Annotated in this window: 15 protein-coding genes; 8 read left to right on the plus strand and 7 right to left on the minus strand. The window is 34.1% G+C overall.

The annotated features are described in order from the left end of the window. Positions 1–6: 6 nt before the first annotated feature. The 3 genes from BLW23_RS14080 to BLW23_RS14090 all read right to left on the minus strand — a co-directional run bounded on the left by BLW23_RS14080 (position 7) and on the right by BLW23_RS14090 (position 9,413). Complete coding sequence (locus BLW23_RS14080) at positions 7–3,456, minus strand: S8 family serine peptidase (protein WP_093670910.1); 3,450 nt, start codon at positions 3,454–3,456, stop codon at positions 7–9. 382 nt (positions 3,457–3,838) lie between these two features. Further along, entirely contained in the window at positions 3,839–6,523 is a 2,685-nt protein-coding gene (locus tag BLW23_RS14085; RefSeq protein WP_093670912.1) for a GEVED domain-containing protein, read from the minus strand. A 190-nt stretch (positions 6,524–6,713) separates the two neighbouring features. Further along, positions 6,714–9,413, minus strand: coding sequence for a GEVED domain-containing protein (locus BLW23_RS14090; RefSeq protein ID WP_093670914.1), 2,700 nt, complete (start codon positions 9,411–9,413; stop codon positions 6,714–6,716). Between the two features lie 155 nt (positions 9,414–9,568). Between BLW23_RS14090 and BLW23_RS14095 the strand changes: the two genes are divergently transcribed. The 6 genes from BLW23_RS14095 to BLW23_RS14120 all read left to right on the plus strand — a co-directional run bounded on the left by BLW23_RS14095 (position 9,569) and on the right by BLW23_RS14120 (position 16,508). Then, a complete protein-coding gene (locus tag BLW23_RS14095; RefSeq protein WP_093670916.1) occupies positions 9,569–11,230 on the plus strand; it encodes an ABC transporter ATP-binding protein in 1,662 nt (553 codons plus the stop codon). A gap of 144 nt (positions 11,231–11,374) precedes the next feature. Further along, positions 11,375–12,391 (plus strand): sugar phosphate nucleotidyltransferase, encoded by a 1,017-nt coding sequence (locus BLW23_RS14100; RefSeq protein ID WP_093670918.1) that lies wholly within the window; start codon positions 11,375–11,377, stop codon positions 12,389–12,391. Continuing rightward, on the plus strand, positions 12,330–13,373 hold the full coding sequence (locus tag BLW23_RS14105) for a tetratricopeptide repeat protein (protein WP_093670920.1): 1,044 nt from the start codon (positions 12,330–12,332) through the stop codon (positions 13,371–13,373). The genes BLW23_RS14100 and BLW23_RS14105 overlap by 62 nt, the downstream gene beginning before the upstream one ends. Before the next feature lie 28 nt (positions 13,374–13,401). Further along, positions 13,402–14,169, plus strand: a complete 768-nt coding sequence (locus tag BLW23_RS14110; protein WP_093670922.1) for a lipoprotein insertase outer membrane protein LolB1 — start codon at positions 13,402–13,404, stop codon at positions 14,167–14,169. Positions 14,170–14,172: 3 nt separating this feature from the next. Next, positions 14,173–15,375 carry a murein hydrolase activator EnvC family protein gene (locus BLW23_RS14115; RefSeq protein ID WP_176829832.1) on the plus strand — a complete coding sequence of 401 codons (1,203 nt, stop codon included), beginning with the start codon at positions 14,173–14,175 and terminating at the stop codon, positions 15,373–15,375. Between the two features lie 98 nt (positions 15,376–15,473). After that, positions 15,474–16,508, plus strand: coding sequence for an AI-2E family transporter (locus tag BLW23_RS14120; protein WP_176829833.1), 1,035 nt, complete (start codon positions 15,474–15,476; stop codon positions 16,506–16,508). 252 nt (positions 16,509–16,760) lie between these two features. Here BLW23_RS14120 and BLW23_RS14125 read toward each other — a convergent pair whose 3' ends face one another. Together BLW23_RS14125 and BLW23_RS14130 are read right to left on the minus strand one after the other, a co-directional pair. Then, entirely contained in the window at positions 16,761–17,273 is a 513-nt protein-coding gene (locus BLW23_RS14125) for an acyl-CoA thioesterase (protein WP_093670926.1), read from the minus strand. A 63-nt stretch (positions 17,274–17,336) separates the two neighbouring features. Further along, positions 17,337–18,230: an HU domain-containing protein gene (locus BLW23_RS14130; RefSeq protein ID WP_093670928.1), complete on the minus strand. Its 894-nt coding sequence runs from the start codon at positions 18,228–18,230 to the stop codon at positions 17,337–17,339. Positions 18,231–18,326: 96 nt separating this feature from the next. Here BLW23_RS14130 and dprA point away from each other — a divergent pair, with 96 nt between their 5' ends. Next, the gene (dprA, locus tag BLW23_RS14135) at positions 18,327–19,421 is read left to right on the plus strand and encodes a DNA-processing protein DprA (protein WP_093670930.1); all 1,095 of its coding nucleotides are present in this window, start codon (positions 18,327–18,329) and stop codon (positions 19,419–19,421) included. Between the two features lie 33 nt (positions 19,422–19,454). Here the strand turns inward: dprA and BLW23_RS14140 are convergent, their stop codons facing one another. Next, on the minus strand, positions 19,455–19,904 hold the full coding sequence (locus BLW23_RS14140) for an energy transducer TonB (protein WP_093670932.1): 450 nt from the start codon (positions 19,902–19,904) through the stop codon (positions 19,455–19,457). 35 nt (positions 19,905–19,939) lie between these two features. Then, positions 19,940–20,362 carry a hypothetical protein gene (locus BLW23_RS14145; protein WP_093670934.1) on the minus strand — a complete coding sequence of 141 codons (423 nt, stop codon included), beginning with the start codon at positions 20,360–20,362 and terminating at the stop codon, positions 19,940–19,942. Positions 20,363–20,453: 91 nt separating this feature from the next. Between BLW23_RS14145 and BLW23_RS14150 the strand changes: the two genes are divergently transcribed. Then, entirely contained in the window at positions 20,454–21,512 is a 1,059-nt protein-coding gene (locus BLW23_RS14150) for a hypothetical protein (protein ID WP_093670935.1), read from the plus strand. The last annotated feature ends 58 nt before the right edge of the window (positions 21,513–21,570 follow it).

The raw sequence follows: 21,570 nt of genomic DNA on the forward strand, positions 1-21,570 counted from the left end.
GTTTTTCTATTTCTTTACTAGCTTAGTAGTTATTTGCTTTTGACCATCATTAACCTCAAATAAGTAGATTCCTGAGTTTAATTGTGATACATCAATATTAGGTGTAAACACACCAGATTTAACTGTTGCACCGATAGTGTTTACAATTCTATATGTTGCCTTATCAGTTCTGAATCTGGCCTTAACATTTACGTAATTAGTAGCTGGATTTGGATACGTAATTAAATCCGAAATCACGTTGTTTTCTAATCTTTCAGTATTTGTTTCTGAAAATGCTACGTAGTTTGCAGCGTTCGCAGTGATATTTACCGTGTAATCTTCAACTTCACCATAAGAGAATGTTTCACAAGCTGTTTGAGAAGCATTCCACTTCATTGAAACACGCATTCTAGTTTGTCCTAAAACTGCCGAAGAAGGTATTATTACATTCTCACTTAAATTTCCTGAACTTGCTGAAACTCCTGTTGCTACTTTTTCGCTACTAGAGAACGTACCATCACGATTATAATCGATCCAAACCGCCCAGTGCTCTGTATACGAAGTACTTCTAAATCCAACGCTAAATACTAATGGATATGTACCTCCTCTACCAACAGTAGCAATCTTATCAGTATAATCTCTATACCCACTATCGTTTCCTGATGTATTTGTCATTCCTCCAAAAGCCACATAATCGATCCACTCATAACTTGAGTTGTTTCCTTTTGAAGCACAATAGTTAACCGGTATTGCCTGAGTTGTAACACTTACAATATTACTTGAAGCTGATTCGTTTCCAGCTGCATCTTTCGCTTTTACAGAAAATGAATATGTGCTGTTGGCTGTTAAACCAGTAACATTATATGTAGTTCCCGTAACTGTGACTATTTTTGTCGTTCCTTGGTAAACATCATATCCGGTTACTCCAACATTATCTGTGGAAGCTGTCCAGCTTAATGAGGTTGTAGTTTGAGTTGTATTTGAAGCCGTTAAACTTGCTGGTGCAGTAGGTGCCTGAGTATCTGAACCTCCAGAAGTTGCTACAGATAAGTCATCAACCGCAATATCACTTGACCAACCATTACCTGTTTTACCTACGATTCTTAATTTTACTGTACCTCCTGCATAAGATGCAAGATCTACAGAATCAGAATTCCATTGATTTCCTTTACTACCAGAAGCAGTCCAAAGATCTGCCCAAGTAGTTCCATCCGAAGAGCCTTGAACGGTTAAAGTTCCTATATTATTACCGAACAGATGGTTTTTAAAGCTAAATGATGCTGAAGTAGCCGATGATAAATCAAAACAAGGACTCTCTAAAATTGCCGTGGCATTATGTCCTATTTGACCTGCACTATTATTCGTTGAGGCTTCTAAGAACAAATAAAAAGATCCTTCACTTGCTGAACTTGGTCCAGTACCTGAAGAAGGAGTACTTCCACTTTTTCTTACCCAGTTCCCATCATCACCAGTTATCTGGATCCAACCATCACCAGACTCAAACCCTTGACCATATGGAAATGTACTTACGGTTGAAGAACAGCTAATTGGTGGCACATCAGGAGTTGTAAAATTAACAGACGCACTATATGCTGAGCTCCCTGAAGAACACTTACTACGAACTTGAGCTTCATAAGAAGTTAAAGGAGATAATGCCGTTAACGATGTTGATGTTCCTGAAACAGCATTAGTTGTCCAAGTACTTGTCCCTACCTGACGATATCTTACATCGTAAGATGCACCTGTAACCACAGACCAAGAAACCGTTGCGCTTGACGACGCTACATCTGATGCATTTACTCCTGTTGGAACCGTTGCATCACAAACAGAGGTTCCTGTAGTTCCTGTTACGATTAACGTAAAGTTTTGACTTCCTCCTGTTAAATTTCCTTTATGTGTAACTGTAATTGTATAAGTTCCTGAAGCATTCGCTACATCAACTCTTTCAAATGGATCGACATTGTTGTCTTGCTTCGCACTTGTTGTTGGTCCTGTCAACTTATATGGTAAATAGCTAGTACCTGATTTAGCAACTCTAATATCTAAATCGTTTACTAAAACTGGTGTAGTTACATTCACAGTTCCTGTATTTGCAGTACCTGGTCTATCTGTCCAAGAAATTGAAGCTAATAATGGGCTTGTTCCATCAGAATCAACCGTAATAGTATATGTTTGACCAGAACTTAAACTAAGTTCTTCAACTCTTGATTGATTTCCTTTTTGCGTAATTGCTTCCGCTGCTTTTTTCACATTCAGTAACCCCCATCCGTAAACTGCATCAGGTCCTGAAGCTCCAGCATCATCTGCTGTATGTAGCGCCAATCCTTTTAATGTCGCAGCTCTCATAAAAGAACCCTGTGTATTATTGTAGTGCTCTTGTAATAACAATAAAGAACCCGTAACGTTCGGAGAGGCCATAGACGTTCCAGTTAAGTTTCCATATGCACTATCGCTACTCTCCAATGAAGAGTATAAGCTAGTTCCATTTCCAGTAATATCTGGTTTTATACGAAAATCATCAGTTGGACCTTCACTACTTGAGCTGTTTATTGTAACCGAAATTAGGTTACCATTAGCATCAACATTAGCATCGTTTGCATTTGCTACAACTAAATTATTTTTAGTGGTAGAATGCCCTGATAACTTATCATAAGAAGAGTTTCCATTTAAAGGGCTCCCATTAGAAGTATTATCATTTCCATCATTACCCGCAGCAACAACCATAAGGTATTGCGGAGCATTAAACATGATTTCATCCCAATCACGTGATACTCCAATATACGCTCCAAAATAATAGTCAGGAATTTGACTAGCCCTGTAACCATATGAATGGTTTGAAACCAACATTCCATTCGCTGCAGCTGTTGTAGCTTCGGATGTATCACTGTTCCAGTCATAACCAACTGCTTTAGCATGTGGTGCCATTCCTTTAGCCGATGCTGTCACACCCGATGCCATAATAGTACCAGTAACATGAGCCGCATGAAAGTTTACAGAAGCACTACCGTCACCCACAGTAAAACGATTTGTTCCACCAGCACCATCATATTCTCTATGTGTTGCTCGAGCAATTCCTCCGTCCCAAACGTGAGCCGATAAATTTTGCCCCATTAAGTTAAGACCAAGAGAACCTCCAGTGTTTAAGTGATTTGCTCTTGTAGATTTGGCCGCTGCCGCATTAAAAGTTGTGTAATAAATGGGTTTACCATCAACAACCTTTTGCAGTTCAACCAAACTACCATCTTTTGTTGTGAACTTTGTTTGCCATCCCTTTTGTTTGGCTAATAATAAAGCTTTTTGTTTTTCTTCCGAAGCCTTTCTTTGAAGATTTTGCTTCAGGTTTTCGAGTTTTGTTAAGTTGTATCCTTTACGGATTTGTTCAACTTCACTTTTGTTTTGCGCTTGCATTTGTGAATTAAGGCCTAGCCCGATAAACACACCAGCAACCACAAGACTTTTAAAGTACTTGTGTTTCATTGTAAGAAGGGTTTTAATTTAGTTTTGTTCGATTATTATTACTTATCTGTTAATAAAACTCAATAATTCATAATATTTTCGCCAAAACAATGCCAAATATATATATTTTTTTTAACAAAAAAATAACTATTTACGAAAACACGATAACGATTTCGAACTCAAAACACCTTAACCCTAGTGATTATGTAGATTTTACAACTACTTACACACCTTTTTAATAAGTTCATAACACAGCATAATTTGCGTTTTTTGCAAAAATTAAACGTTTTTTATAGTAAAATCGTTCCTTATTCGGGAACTATTTGCCCCAATTCGTTTGCATAAAATGAAAAAAGCTCGAGAAAACCCCGAGCTTTTTAGCATATATGTTGTCTGTTAAAACCTATTTCTTAACTAATTTCGTCGTCATCGGTTTTTGACCATCATTAACCTCTAAAATATAAACTCCAGAGTTGAGTGATGATATATCAATGTTAGATTTTAATTTCCCTGATTTCACAACACTTCCTATTGTATTTGTAATTCTATAGGTTACATTTTCTAATCTAAATCCAACCTTTACATTGATGAAGTTTGTTGCAGGATTTGGGTATGTCATTAAATCTACATTATTTTCGAATCTTAACTGCTCAGCATCAACTACCTCTCCTATTTTTGCCGAACTTGAAGTAATATTAACTGTGTAATCTTCAACTTCTCCATAAGAAAAACTTTCACAAGCAGATTGAGAAGCATTCCATTTCATAGAAACCCTCATTCTAGTTTGACCCAAAGAAGCACTTGAAGGAATAGAAACGTTATAACTTAAATTGCCTGAACTTGTTGAAGATCCTGAAGCTACCTTTTCGCTGCTAGAAAAAGTTCCATCTTTATTATAGTCAATCCAAATTGCCCAATACTCGTTATATGAAGTACTTCTAAAACCTGCACTTACCAATAATTGATTCGTTGTTCCTCTTCCAACGGTAGCTACTTTACTCGTATTATCTTTATAACCTCCGTCATTTCCAGAACTATTTGTCATTCCCCCAAAAGAAACATAATCAATCCATTCATAACTCGAATTATTTCCTTTTGAAGTACAATAAGAAACTGTATTACCCAATGTTGTTGCAGTAACACTCCCTGCTCCAGATTCATTTCCAGCAGCATCCAATGCTCTCACTGAAAACGTATATGCTGTATTCGCCGCTAGCCCTGTTGCATTGTATGAAGTTCCAGTTACAGAATTAATTTTTGTAGATCCATTATAAACATCATATTTCGTTACTCCAACATTATCAGTTGAGGCTGTCCAACTTAAACTTATACTCGTTTGTGCTATGTTAGAAGCCGTTACATTTCCTGGTGTTGTTGGAGCTTGAGTATCTGCTTGAGCAGCACCAATTACTACAGTATAATCTTCAGTTTCTCCGTAATTATAAGTACCACAAGAACTTGGTATTGCATTGTATCTTAAAATAACACGCATTCGTGTAGCTCCTTCCGAAGCGCCTGCTGGTACTGTAAAAGTTCCGCTTACCGATGTGTCTTTCGAAGCGGCCTTTGTCCATACAGTTTCACCTGTATCGGCAAAATCACCATCTTTATTATAATCAATGAACACGCCATACCCTTCACTATAAATAGTTCCTGTCCACTTTGGAGTAATAGATATTGTATGAGAAGTAGACTTTGCTAAGTTTGTTGATATTGATGTGTGATCAGTATAGCCATTCCCCGCTCCAGAAGCATTGTTAATTGAGCCTAACTGAACTCTTTGAATATACTCATCAGCAACACTATTTCCTTTTGAAGCGCAATATGAAATTGTAACTGCTGTTGTTGTAAAACTGTTAGAATTAGAGTACGATGAATTTGCCCCATCAGAACATTTACTACGAACTTGAACTTGATATTGAGTTGAAGCTGACAATCCGCTTAAAGACGTTGATGTTCCCGATACTCCGTTTGTAGTCCACGTGCTAGTTCCAGATTGACGATATCTTACATCATACGTTGCTCCTGAAACAGCTGACCAAGAAACTGTAGCTCCTGAAGAAGTAATTGACGATACAGTTATACCAGTCGGAACTGTTGCTGTACAGTTACTTCCTCCTCCTGTTTTATCAGATAAGGCTAAACTTCTTCTCACTCCTCCTGATTCTAAAACTGTACGCATTCTGTTCTTTTGTCCAGAAGTAAATAAGTTCATACAAGTATCATCAGAATAATCCATATAATTTTCAACCATATCGGCTGAACCACAAGATGAATGATTTGATGAACATCCGTAGTTAGCAGCATCAGATTCTGGAGTATCCGATACGAAGTCATCAACTCCACATCCTCCATCACCCCAAATATGACGTAAGTTTAAATAGTGCCCTATTTCATGAGTTGTAGTTCTACCTTTATCGAAAGGAGCTGATAAATAGAATCCAGATCCTTTATCAGAACTACCAAAATATTGAGGACTCATAACAACTCCATCGGTAGCAGCTGCGCCTCCTGGGAACTGTGCATATCCTAAAATTCCACCCCCAATATTACAAACCCACATATTTAAATATTCAGCAGGGTTCCATGGATTAACTCCACCTTGAGAAGATTTTTTCATTGCATCATTCGTACCCCAAGATGTTTTTGAAGAAGATTTTCTTGTAACACCATTGGTAGCGTTTCCGCTAGGATCAACTTGGGCCAAATAAAATTCAATTTGAGTATCACTCGCTTGTGACCATTTGTTTGTTTGATCTGAGTTCGTTCTTCTGTAATCTTCATTAATCACATCAATCTGCGATTGAATTTGGGCTTGACTTATGTTTTCTTGAGAATTACTATAAATAACATGAACAACAACAGGTATTTTAATAATGTTTCCTACAACTTCTCTACCTGGATGCCCCATCATTCTCACCTTTTCTTGAGTGAAAGTTTCAATTTGAAGCATTCTTTGTTTTAATTGAGGATCTTTTGATTGTCTATACTCTAAGTTATGCATAGTATGACAATTTCGTTTGTCTTGGGCAAGCAAAGCACCCACAAAAAACCAGCACAAAAGTGCCAAAGTAATTTTTGGTTTCATTTTAGAAGGGTTTTAATTTAATGTTTTTAGTTTTCAAAATAAATCACAAAAAAATCATGATTTACATATCAAAGATATGTTTTTTTATTAAAAACACAACAAAAACAATATTAACCTACCAATAAAACAAAAAAAGCCCAGATAAAATCTGAGCTTCCTATACATCAATCCAATTATTCACTAGGAGAAATTAATTCTTAATAAATTTAGTTTTGAATATTTTTTGAGTATCGTTAACTTCTAAAACATAAATTCCAGCATTTAGTTTCGAAACATCAATATTTTTATTTAACACGTTAGAATCTAAAACAACCGTTCCCAAAGTATTTATTATTCTATATGTCGCTCCTTTAACTATTGATCTCATCTTTACTCCTAAATAGTTGTCTACTGGGTTAGGATACGTAACTACAGAAACTCCCTCTTCATAGCCTAATGTTTCAGCGTTGTCAATACTTGCCGATACATCGGTTGTATTAATACCTCTTCCAGAAAATTCTGATATATTTACCGTATAATCTTCAACTTCTCCAAAGCCAAACTTTTCGCAAGCCTTTTGAGGTGAATCGGACTTCATAGAAACTCTCATTCTAGTTCTTCCCAATTTTGCATCAGCAGGAATTATTACGTTTCTCTTTAAGTTTTTATCTTTTGACGATGAACCAGTAACCACTTTTTCTTCGTCACTAAATGTACCGTCTTGGTTAAAATCAATCCAAATGGCCCAATGTTCTAGGTATGAAAGTGTTCTAAACGCAGCACTAAAAATTATTTTACTTGTAGTTCCACGTTCTACATTGGCCACTTTACTTGTGAAATCGCCATACCCAGCATCACTCTTCGTTTTATTTTTCATTCCACCAAACTTCACGAAATCAATCCATTCATAAGAAGCATTCTTTCCTTTGGATTTACAATACCTCAACTTTTTTGTTCTAACATTTAAAACATTACTAGATTCCGATTCATTTCCAGCGGCATCCTTCGCTACTACATAAAAAGAATATCTAGTTCTAGGTGATAAATCACTTACATCTACCGAGGTTTCAGTTACCGTAGTTAGTAATTCGGAATCTTGATATACATCGTACTCCGTTACACCAACATTATCTGTTGAAGCATTCCAGTTTAATCTTAACGATATTGCCTTTACATTAGAAGCAGTTAGTTCGGTTGGCGCCGTCGGTGCTTCAGTATCACCTCCTCCAATTACAACAGTATAGTCTTCAGCTTCTCCATATGTAAAAGTACCACAAGCTTCAGGAGTTGAATTAAACCTTAAAACAACACGCATCCTTGTTGGTCCTGTTAGCGCACCTTCTGGAACTGTAAAAGTTCCTACTATTGGCGTAGTTGAAGATGGTGTTGCCGTAAACACTGTTTCTCCTTCGTCATCAAAGTCAAAATCTTGATTATAATCAATAAAAACTCCATATCCTTCGCTGAAAACAGTTCCTGGCCATTCGGGAGTAATGGTAATGGTGTGCTCGATTTCAGTTGCTAAATCAGTTGAAATTTCAGTGTAATCTGAGTATCCTGTATTGGTTTCAGATACATTATTAATGTCTCCTAACTGAACCGTTTGAATATATTCGTCACTTACATTCGTTCCGCCCGATTCACAATACATAGGAGGTGTTTCCAATGTAGTAAATGTTGCTGAAGCACTAAACTCAGAACTTTCAGATGGACAAATACTTCTCACTTGCACTTCATACTCTGTTGTTCCAGTTAAATCATTAATGATGCTTGGAATTTCTGAAGCTGTATTTACGAGCCAATTGGTAGTTCCTGTTGGACGATATCTTATTTCATAACTTGCATTCATTACTTCACTCCAACTAATGGTTGCCTGCTCAAAAGTGACATCAGTAATTGAAACCCCTGTTGGAGTTGATGCACTACAAGTTAAATCAGTTGTTTTATCGGATAAAGCGAGTTCATGTCGGATTCCCCCTTCTTCCAAAACAGCTCTCATTCTGTTTTTTTGTCCTAAAGTGTATAAATTCATACAAGCGTCGTCAGAATAATCCATATAATTTTGAACCATATCTAGCGATCCACAAGACTCATGAGTAGAAGCACACCCGAAATTAGATGCATCAGATTCTGGAGTATCTTCAACAAAGTCGTCTACTCCACATCCTCCATCACCCCAAATGTGGCGAAGATTAAAAAAATGCCCCACCTCATGGGTTGTTGTTCTTCCTTTATCGAAAGGAGTTTCTAAGTAAAACCCGGTTCCTTTATCGGAACTTCCAAAGTATTGTGGCCCCATAACTACACCATCTGTAGAAGCATCACCTCCAGGAAATTGGGCATAGCCTAAGATTCCTCCTCCAATATTACACACCCACATATTTAAATATTCAGCTGTGTTCCATGGGTCAACCCCACCTTGTGAAGACATTTTCATCGCGTCAGCGGTTCCCCAAGATGTTCTCGTTGAAAATTTTCTAGTAACTCCATTAGTTAAATTACCATTAGGGTCTACTTGCGCAAGATAAAATTCAACTTCAGTATCTGCGGCTTGCAACCATTCTTCAGTTTGATCGGAATTTGTTCTTCTAAAGTCTTCATTAAGAACATCAATTTGAGATTGAACTTGTTCCATACTAATATTCTGTTGATCGCTACTATAAATAATATGTACAACCACAGGTATTTGAATTACATCTCCCACAATTTTCTGAGAATTTCCATTAATTCCCTTTATTTTGCGTTGAGTAAACTTTTCGATTTCCTCCATTTTGTCTTTAATTGAAGGGTTTTTTAACTGTCTGTAGTCAAGATTATTCATCGTATGACAGTTTCTTTTTTTCTGAGCAGATACAATACCTGCTAGAAGCAAACACAAAAGTGTTGCTAGTAATCTCTGTTTCGTTTTCATTAATGTTTAAGTTAATTTTATAGCAAAATTATAAAAAAAACGTTAAAATTATTTTTTATTATTTGCGTTTTACACTAAAATGTTTCAGATTTTGCGAAATACGCAAAACACTGATTTTGAGTATTAAGCTTATATTTGTTCAAAAAGACATATAGATGTTGCAGATTAAAAACCTACGTATTCACTTTCCAGAAACCGACTTCCTTCTCGATAATATCTCATTTACATTGGAAAAAAATGAAACCTTAGGAATTGTAGGAGAAAGCGGTAGTGGAAAATCTATTAGTTCATTAGCTATTATGGGGCTTTTAAATACTAATGTCGATATTCAAGGAGACGTTATTTTTAATGGTCTGAATTTATTGGATTTAAATGAAAGTCAATTTCAAAAAATACGAGGAAAAGAAATTGCAATGATATTTCAAGAACCTATGAGTTCTTTAAACCCCACTTTGACTTGTGGTTATCAAGTAGCAGAAATTCTTCAACAACATACCAACTTAAACAAAAAGGAAATTTACACTGAAGTTGTTTCTCTTTTCAATAAAGTTAAACTACCAAGACCTGAGCAAATTTACGGAGCGTATCCTCACGAAATTAGCGGTGGTCAAAAGCAGCGTGTTATGATTGCCATGGCCATTGCATGCAAACCCAAAGTTTTAATTGCTGATGAACCAACTACTGCCCTGGATGTAACTGTTCAAAAAGAAATTATTTATTTGCTAAAAGAACTTCAAACATCGGAGGAAATGAGCGTTATTTTTATTTCTCACGACCTCTCACTAGTGTCTGAAATAACCGATTCTTTGCTTGTTATGTACAAGGGAAAAATTGTTGAGAAAGGTAGTTCAAAAGATGTTTTCCTCCATCCGAAAGAAAACTATACGAAAGCTCTCATTAAATCGAAACCCGATTTATCTGTTAGACTCAAAAACCTCCATACGGTTTCCGATTTTATCAATAACACCTTAGATAATAGTATTCTTTCAAAGGAAGAACGATCGGCTTTCCATAAAAACATCTATGAAAAACCACCTTTACTGGAAGTAAATAACTTAAAAAAAGAATTTATAAGTAGTTCTTCATGGTTTTCGAAACCTTCAAAAATTAAAGCAGTTAATGATATCTCTTTTAAAATTTATGAGGGAGAAACCTTAGGTTTAGTTGGAGAAAGCGGTTGTGGAAAAACAACATTAGGAAGGACTATTTTACAACTTGAAAAAGCTACTTCTGGGCAAATTATTTACAAAGGTCAAGACATAACTAAAATTTCAACATCTGAATTTAAAAAACTCAGAAAAGACATTCAAATTATTTTTCAAGACCCCTTTTCATCATTAAATCCAAGAATTCCCGTAGGAAAAGCGATTATTGAACCAATGGCTGTTCACAATATTTTGTCATCCAATAAAGAACGAAAAGAATATGTACTTAACTTATTACAAAAAGTAGGTTTAGAGAAAGAACATTTTAACAGGTATCCTCATGAGTTTTCGGGAGGTCAGCGACAACGTATTGGTATCGCTCGAACTATAGCACTGCAACCAAAGTTAATTATTTGTGATGAATCTGTATCCGCATTAGATGTATCTGTACAAGCACAAGTTTTAAACCTTTTAAACCAACTAAAATCCGAATTTAACTTTACCTATATTTTTATTTCACATGACCTATCTGTAGTAAAATACATGTCGGATCAACTCATCGTAATGAATCAAGGTAAAATAGAAGAAATAGGTGAAGCGGATAGTATTTACGACAATCCCAAAACCACCTATACTAAAACATTGATAAATGCCATTCCTAAAGGATTATAACTTTTTCTAAACATAATTTAATAGTATATTGCACTGTTAAAATTTTTTTTAAAAAGTCTTACAAAATGCATGGAAAATATTCAAGGTTGTTCTTTTTCCACAGTAAGTAAGACTGTTGTTTTTAAATAATTTAGAATAAAAGAAATGAGAATTATTGTCCCCATGGCAGGAATTGGATCGAGATTACGACCACATACCCTGACCATACCTAAACCATTAACAATTATTGCAGGCAAGTCAATTGTTCAGCGTTTGGTTGAAAACATAGCTTCGGTTGTTGATGAGCCTATAGAAGAAATAGCTTTTGTTATCGGTCCTGTTGCTAAAGGTTTTCCTCTGAATACAAAAAGTGAACTTTTAAAAATAGCCGAAAGTTTGGGTGCAAAAGGAAGTGTATATACCCAAGAAGAAGCCATGGGTACAGCCCATGCTATTTATTGTGCTAAGGACTCTTTAAATGGTCCTTGTATCGTTGCCTATGCAGACACCCTTTTTAAAGCGGATTTCACATTGGATGTAAATGCTGATGGTGCTATTTGGGTAAAACAAGTTGAAGACCCGAGTGCTTTCGGTGTTGTTAAAGTAGAAGATGGTATAATTACAGACTTCATTGAAAAGCCGAAAGAGTTTGTTTCAGATTTAGCTATTATCGGAATTTACTATTTTAAAGACGGGAACAAGTTATCCCAAGAAATTGCATATTTAATTGATAACGACCTCCGTGAAAATGGAGAATATCAAATTACCAATGTACTAGAATCATTAAAACAACAAGGAGCTAAATTTATTCCAGGAAAAGTTGATGCTTGGATGGATTGTGGTAAAAAAAATCCAACAGTTGATACCAACAAACAAATTCTTTCTTTCGAACAAGAAGACGGAAATAACCTAGTTGCCTCTGATGTTGTTTTGGAAAATGCTAATATTATTGAACCTTGCTATATTGGTAAGAACGTTGTTATAAAAAATGCGACAGTTGGTCCTTATGTTTCATTGGGCGAAAATAGTATTATTGAAAACTCAACTATTGTAAATTCATTGATTCAAACAAACGTTCGGATTTTTAATGCCGAATTAGACAATTCAATGATTGGAAATCATGCAAAGTATAACGGTAAATTTACATCAATCAGCATCGGTGATTATACAGAAATTACATAAAGTTCAAACATATCTTTCAATTAAGATCAAAACAAGACTTATCCTAAAGTCTTGTTTTGTCTTGTTTTTATTTCTCTCCCAAACAGTAGTTTTTGCTCAAGATAGTATTCCTGTATCACAGGATATTGCTGACAAACATCTTCTCGACTTTCAAGAAAACTTCTTTCAAGCGATTACGCAGAAAGCCATTAACAATTTTCAAAAGGCAATTGATAATTTAGAAACTTGTAATGAGTTAAAACCAAAAAATATCGCTGTACTTTTCGAACTTTCAAAAAATTACTACAAACTTCAACGATTTGTTGAAGCGATTGCCTACGCTGAACAAGCTCTTGAAATTGAGCCAGAAAATATTTGGCTGCTCGAACATTTAGTAAAAGTTCATAAAAGGAATAACGACTTTAGAAATGCGATTGCTATTCAGAAAAAATTAATACAAAAGCTACCTAAGAAAAAACAAGATCTTGTTTTTTTATATATTCAATGTAGCCAAATTGACTCTGCCAAAATTGTACTAAACGAGTTAAAATCAGCGAAAATGTTAAATGCTCGCCTACGATATATACAGAAAAATCTAAATCGATATTCAAAACGGAAACCAAAGAGTACGAAACCAATTGTTAAAAACACTTCATTGAACAATGAAAATCTTGAATTGCAGTTTAAAGATAACAAGTCGTTTGTTAATTTAAAACAACTACTTGAGCAATTAGATTCAAACAATGATTCAAAATTGCTATCGTACAGTAACGAAGGATTGGTTCTTTTTCCTGCTCAACCGTTTGTATATTTAATGAATGCGAAAGCTTTTAATAAATCAAAAAAACACAAAAAAGCACTCCTTAGTTTACAAAATGGTATTGATTTTGTTATAGATAATCCTACAATGGAAAGTCGTTTTTATAATGAGTTTGTTATTAGCTACCAAGGATTAGGTGATCGTAAAAACGAAAGCAAGTACAGAAAAAAATTAAACAAGTAAAAATTTGCTATACGCAAGGTTTTAAGGAATGAAATTATTAAAATACATAGTACCCATTATTATCCTATTCGCTTCATGTAAATCAAACAAAGAAGCGGCTACTTCTTCAGCAATAAAGAACATTTCTGCTAGAAAAGTAGCTAAAAAACATGTTGCCGAAAATTTTCATGAAAAGACAGTTGATGCCAAACTAAAAGTGAACTATAAAGACAATAAAAATGGGCTCAGTTTCTCAGTACGCATGAAAATTAAAAAAGATGAGGTTATTTGGTTAAAAGGCTCAAAAATTATCACCATTTTCAAGGCTAAAATTACTCCTGAAAAAGTAAGTTTTTATTCGCCTTACAAAAAGAATTATTTTGAAGGAGATTTCAGCATGCTAAGAAAAATTATGGGAACTGATATTAACTTCAAGCAACTACAAAACCTTCTTTTAGGGCAAGCTATTATGGATGTAAAATCTCAGCGTCAGAGTGTTGAAATAACAAATAACTCTTACCAGCTATCTCCTAAAAAGCAAGCAAATTTGTTCGATTTGTTCTTTTTTATCAACCCAAATCATTATAAATTAGATAGGCAATCGCTAGTCAATGCGAATAAAAATCAACGTTTAGATATTTCATACCCAAATTACATTCGAAAGAAGAATACTATTTTCCCAAACAAAATAAACATTTTTGCTAAAGAAAACACTAAATTTACTAATATTGACATGACGGTTCGCTCTGTTGATTTTAACACAAATTTGAACTTAAATTTTTCAATCCCAAAAGGCTATAAAGAAATTCAATTATAACACATGAAGAAGTTTCGTTTCGCTTTAGCAATTTTAAGTATTTTCTTAGTATGCTTGTCTTCATTTTCTCAATCTAGAAAACAGCTTGAGAAAAAACGCTCGAACCTTAAAAAAGAGATAAAAAAGGTTAATAGTTTATTGATTAAAACGAAAAAAAGAAAAACTAATGCTTTGGATGATCTTAAAGACTTATCTCAAAAAATAAGTATTCGAGAGCGCCTTATTGAGACCATTACTCTGGAAAACGACCTACTAAACAGAGAAATTCTAAAAAATCAAACACAAATTGACAAAAATGATGGTGAGCTAGCGAAACTTAAGTTAGATTATCAAAAAATGGTTGTAAAAACCTACAAGAGTAAATCACTTCAAAGTAAAACAATGTTTTTGCTTTCTTCAGAAAGCTTTTATCAAGCCTATAAGCGTGTAAAATACATGCAACAATACAATGACTTTAGAAAAAAACAAGGAGAAGAGATTTTAGTTAAAACAAAGGAGATTAAAAAATTAAACGACTCTCTCTTACAAAGAAAAAAAGTAAAAGAACGCTTAATTACTGAAGAAAAAGATCAAAATGAAGCCGTTGAAAAAGACAAAAAGAATCAAGAGAAATTAATTTCTTCTATAAAGAAACAGGAAAATCGTTACAAAAAACAACTCCTTAAGAAGCAAAAAGAAGAAAAGAGAATTGCAGCTAGAATTGACCGTTTAATTAGAAACGCCATTGCAAAGGCCAACAAAGCAAAAGGTGCAAAAAAATCAGCAAAATTCGCACTTAACTCAGCTGAAAAAGCGCTTCGCGCCAACTTTGAACAAAACAAAGGAAGTTTACCATGGCCAGTTTCTGGAATTATTACCAGAAAATACGGTGTTCAGCCTCATCCAACTTTTCCGGGTATTAGTATTAACAGTACTGGTTTACACATTGCCGCAGAAGGAAATGCAGATGCCAAAAGTATTTTTAATGGTGAAGTTATGAGTATCCAAAGTCATCCTGATGGGAAGAGATCGGTTTATGTTAGGCATGGTAACTATATTTCGGTATACAATAGTCTCGAAACAATTTATGTTAAAAAAGGTGATCCGATAAAAACTGGAAGTAAATTAGGGAAAATTTTTACCGATAAGATAACGGGAAAAACGAAACTAAGTTTTGTTTTATACAAGAACACAACGCGTTTGAATCCTCAAGAATGGATTCAGTAAAAAAATGATTCATTCATATTGTATCGAAAAACTAATTTTTAGCTATCGACTTGTCATTAAAATTTGACATTCTCAATTAATTAACTAAATTTATCTACGTGAAGAACTCTGCTAACGTTGTTATAGTTATTACGGCTATTATTGCCATTTTAGTAATTGGAAAAGGTATTTTAATTCCTTTTATTTTTGCGTTAATCTTTTGGTTTCTAACGAGAGAAATACGAAAATCTATATACAAAATTCCTTTTGCCGAAAAGTTTATTCCGAAATGGTTAAGCAATATCATTGTTTTCAGCATCATCATTTTAAGTTTTAGCTTCGTTTCAGAAATTATTACCAATAGTATTTCTGATTTAACTTCGTCTTATTCAAACTACGAATCGAATATTGATAGCATTATAAAAAAAATCGACAGTTATTTTCATGTTGACGTAGTTGGATCCATTAAAACCCTTGTTGGTAAATTTGATTATGGATCGTTTTTAGGTGATATAGCGAACGGAATTAGTGGTTTGCTTGGTGATACCTTTATGATTGTGATTTATGCCTTATTTCTCTTCTTAGAGGAATCTAGCCTTAAAAAGAAACTACATAAAATGTTTGTTAATAAAGAACACAGTTATAATAGCATGCAACAAATGTTGAGTAAAATTGAAAACTCTATTTCAAATTACTTGCGTTTAAAAACCTATGTGAGCTTACTTACCGGTATTTTAAGTTATTTTGTTCTTTTATTTGTTGGTGTAGATAGTGCTCCTTTTTGGGCTTTTTTAATTTTCTTATTGAACTACATTCCGACTATCGGTTCATTAATTGCTACGGTTTTTCCATCCATCTTTTGTTTGCTACAATTCGGTGAGATTACACCGTTTGCAATTGTTTTATTAGCCGTAGGAGGCATTCAAGTAATTGTTGGAAATGTTATTGAGCCTAGACTGTTTGGTAAATCGCTAAACCTGAGCCCACTTGTTACTATTCTATCGCTCGCCATTTGGGGTAAAATTTGGGGTGTTACGGGAATGGTTTTAAGTGTACCGATTACGGTAATTATGATTATTATTTTCTCTCAGTTTGAAAAAACAAAATCTGTTGCCATTCTACTTTCTGAAAATGGTGATCTTGAAGAAGTGTAGTTTATAGCATATATAAATTGAAGTTACTTTTAATCCCAACAAGAACTTCAGTTAAATTATTGCGTTTTATTAACATCAAAAGAACACATTGTGTTATCTTAATACGTTTTCTTTTCATTTGAACCAGAAAAATCACTCGACATTATATTTCAAATCAAAAAACCTCACATTTTTAACATGTGAGGCTCTTCAATATTCTTCTGGCATTCGAAACACCAATTTTTATTTCATTTACAAATTGAAATCTTGTTCTTAAGACAAAAATATAGCTTTTAATTCCTTCGCGTCCTTCGGCTCCATTTTACCAGCTAAAACCAAGCTTAATTGCTTTCTTCTTAACGCTCCATCAAATCTTTGCTGTTCTAGTTCTGTTTCAGCTTTAATAGCTGGCACAGGCACAGGCTTGCCTGTTTCATCAACTGCAACGAATGTATAAATTCCTTCGTTTACTTTTGTTTTTTCTCCTGATTGACGATCTTCAATCCAAACATCCACATACACCTCCATTGAAGATTTAAAAGCTCTTGAGACCTTTGCTTCAATAGTAACAACACTACCAACAGGTGTTGACTTTGTAAATGCAACATGATTTACAGAAGCTGTTACTACAATTCTTCTCGAGTGTCTACGCGCTGCAATACTACAAGCTCTATCCATACGAGCCAATAGTTCACCTCCAAAAAGATTGTCTAAATAATTGGTTTCTCCTGGTAATACTAAATCTGTAAGTGTGGTTAGTGATTCACTTGGAGTTTTTGCTCTCATCCTAAAAAATTTACTGCAAAGATATGCAATGAAACGAAATATTTCGTAGAGTTGTAAAGAAGATTATTTTTCCAATAACCATGCGTCTTCAGAAACATCTTCCTTAATTTTTATTAAGGCTGTGCGAGCTGATTCTTTGGTATGATAACTTCCGAAAACTACCTGTGTTAATCCAAATGAATTTTCTCCAATGATTTTAGATTCAAAGCCCTTCTCTACCAATTCGTTTACTTTGTTATACGCATTTTCAACCTCTTGAAAAGCTCCTGCAACAATGTGGAAGTTTTTAGGTTCTTCTTTCGAAACTTTTAAATCTATTGTCGGTAACGGACTATCAATAACAAACGTAGCCGATTGAATTTCTTTTTGCTGATTCGCTAAAAATTCTTGCTGCTCATTATGATTTTGAACACCATTCCATCCAGCATAAATAATTCCTACAACAACCGCGGCTGCGGCGGCTCTTTTTAACACTAAAGGAATTACTTTACCTTCTTTCTTTTCATCAAGCACAACCACCTCAGCAACTTGTGCTTCTTCTCTTTCTACAGAAGTCGCTCCAGCTTGAGCTAGCCCAAATGAATCAATTAAGAAATTGGTTGAAGTATTTGGTTCAAACACTAATTTTCTTTCTTCATTGCGAGTTAATGTACCCACTTTCGCTACAGTAATAGTTCCTGTTTCCAATTGGTTTTTCCAAGTGTCAACTTCTTGAGCTATCTTTTCTGTTGCTTTTTCAAAAGAAACCTTTTCTGTTGAAGCAATATAATTAGCCAACAAACCGTCGTTATGTTGTAAATAAGCATTAAACGTTACCTGTTTCTTAGGTGGATAAATAGCATTTGCACTTTCATCAACCTTTGCTCCAATTTTATTAGTTACAAAACCTCCAAAGTTCGGAACAATCACGCAGTCGTATCTATATAATAAATCGTTAATGTAGTCGGCTAATCTCATATGAACAAAACTAGCAAATTTCAAGTGTCGTTTTTGATATTGTATACAATACTTATTAACACTTTTTTTGTATATTGATACTCAATTTTTTGCGCTATGAAAAAAGAAAAATTACTGGCCATTTTAAGGCTTCAAGCTACCAGAAACATTGGTGATGTTATGGCAAAAAAACTCATTTCTGCCTGTGGAAGTCCTGAACAAGTATTCAACGAATCATTTTCTACATTGTTAAAAATTCCTGGAATTGGATCTTATGCTTTGCAACATATTTTTGATGAAAAAACTGCTAAAAGAGCAGAGGAGGAGCTCCTGTTTTTAGAGCAATCAAAATATACGTATCATTACTTTTTAGATGATGATTATCCATACTATTTAAAACAATGTATTGACGCTCCGATACTTCTTTTTAAAGATGGAAATATTAAACTAACTACAAATCGAATTATTTCCATAGTGGGAACTCGATCTATTACCAATTATGGACGCGGTTTCTGCAACCAACTGATCAAAGATCTTGCAACTTACCAACCGATTATTATTAGTGGATTCGCATATGGTGTAGATATTTGTGCTCACAAAGCAGCAATTGACAACAATTTACAAAACATTGCCGTTTTAGCACATGGTTTGGATGAAGTTTATCCGAAGGTTCATAAACGTTATATAAAAGACATCAATACCAATGGTGGATTTATAACTGACTTTTGGCATAAGGAACGTCCTATTCGTGAAAATTTTTTAAAACGAAACAGAATTATAGCCGGTATTTCTAAGGCAACAATTGTTATTGAATCTGCAGCAAAAGGAGGTTCATTAGTAACTACAGATATTGCCAATTCTTACCATCGAGATGTATTTGCTTTACCTGGAAGAGCTACTGATGAATATAGCAAAGGGTGTAACCATTTAATTAAAAATAATGCCGCGCATATACTCACTTCAGCCGAAGATATTGTTACAATGTTAAATTGGGATATTTCAGAAAAAAAAGTACAACAAACCTCACTTTTTATAAACCTCAATGAACAAGAACAAAAAATTTTCGACTACTTATCTGACCGAGGTAAACAACTACTGGATGTTATTGCCAGAGATTGTGACATCCCTGTGTATCAATTATCGTCAATTTTATTGGAAATGGAATTGAACGGAATTATAAAACCTTTGCCAGGAAAGTTATTTGAAGTGTAGTTACAGAAAACAACCATGTTTTATTAGGTTCCGCTATTCATCAACAAAAAAAGTTATTGGTAGTACATAAGAAACGTTTACTATTTTTCCTTCTCTTTTTGCAGGAAGAAATTGGGGTAGTTTTTCTATAATCTCTTTTGTATGTTTTTTTAAAACTTCATGAGGTGCTCGTACTTGTATGTCTGAAACCTTTCCTAGATCATTAATAATAAATCGAGCATATATTCTGAATTTCCCTTTTCTCAACCCCAAGCTTTGTGAGAGTTTATTATCGAAATTAATTTTGATAAAGTCAGTCATTCGTTTTTGAAAGTTTGTTTTTGCCTTTTCTTCCGACAAACGCTTGTCTTCCTTAAAACGAGGTGTTTCATTAACAAGATGAATGGGGTGTGGTTCATTTTCTTCAAATTCTATTTCTCCTTCAAATGCTAGATCTCCCATTATTTCATTATGTACACTATCAATAGATGTTTCTTCTTGCAAAATGGGTAACCCTATAGTAGGTAACTCTTGTTTAGTTACAGTCTTTTTATTACAATTTCTTTCATAAGAGGATTTTGTTTTTCAACAACCGAATCAACAATCTGGACATTCTCTATTTTTTGAACTTTTCCTCCTTCTGTTTTACAACTGAATAATATTGTTCCCATAGAAAGAACCATTGCTAACACAAATAAATTTCTAAAACTATGTTTATGAGATAAACTACTCTCAGGAATTTGAATAACAACACTATGCAACTGCTTTTTATAAAAATGACCACAAACTTTTTGTGTACTATTCTCGATTAAATATTCTTTAACTTCAGCTTCGGAGAATTGCGTAAAATCCACAACGGTTTTTGCACAGGAACTGCAAAATCTTCCTTTTTCATTAGGTGTCATTTTATGCCAGTTTTCATGACATGGTTTTGGAATGGTAAATTTAAATTGCTTTTTCATAGTTTAATATTTTCCAAAAAACTAACAAATACCATTCCTTTCTATCTTTTTATGTTAGAAAAAGTTATTTTTGAGAAAACCCTAATGTTGTATGGCTTCAGAGGAGAAATTAATGTCGCAGAAAAAACCTGCATTTCCAGTTACCGATGAATTGAATAGTTATCTTATTGAAAATAGCAGAAACATAAAAATTCCTATTTTTTATGATGATTTGCTTCGTTTTCAGGGATCGATTGTGGTGTATGATAAAAATGACGAAGACACTTTATGGGTTAGAACTTATTATTCGGAATTCGAACGATTAGAAATTGATTTAAGTTTAAAGAAGGTATATACCATTTTACATTCAAACGGAAATGAAGACACTATTCCTTTTTTAAATATAGACGCTATTGATTATTGTACTTTTGGAAATTCTAAACCTTTTCGAATAAAAGTTCGAAACGTTCTCAATGACAACTACACTTATTTCTATATAAAGAAAACGGATGCTTCCAGAATTTACGGACTAGAACTAGAACATATTTTATCACCTTACAACCTCAACTTTTTAGTGTATAAAGACACACTGATAGAAGAACATATAGCAGGAATTCCTGGTGACGATTTTATCAAAGACTTTTTGCCTAAATGCACGGAGTCCGAAAAAACACAAATAGCCAAAGAATTTGTTAAGTTTAACGAACGATGTATGATTCGTCTTTTAGGTGATATGCGTTCTTATAACTATGTTATTGTTCCAACACATGACTTTGATCATGTGGTATATAAAATTAGAGCTATTGATTTTGATCAGCAATGTTTTGAAGGAAAATTCAAAGTATACAACCCTCAGTTTTTTAAAGAAAACCTTCCTATGGTTTCATTAGTGGGTCAAAAACTACAAGAGGCTTCGATTAGTCAATATAAAGTTGAAGAACGTTCCATTGTAGCAAAACGTATATTAAGTTCGGCAAACAGAATCGGTCAACTTGTTACTTGTATGAGAAACGATTCAATTTCCACCGCCAAAAATATTGATTTATTAAAACATCAAGTATTCGATTTCACCAAGGATATTGCTTTTAAAAAAAGTAAAAACATGGGCGAAATATTAGCCGCTGCACTTGGTTTTGTAAAGAGGAATTATGAAAATATGAGAGTTCGATAATTTGGACTCAAATTCAAGTTCACTCATATATCAATACAATATATAAGTAAGCTTTGCT

Source organism: Tenacibaculum sp. MAR_2009_124, assembly GCF_900105455.1.
Classification (GTDB): Bacteria; Bacteroidota; Bacteroidia; order Flavobacteriales; family Flavobacteriaceae; genus Polaribacter.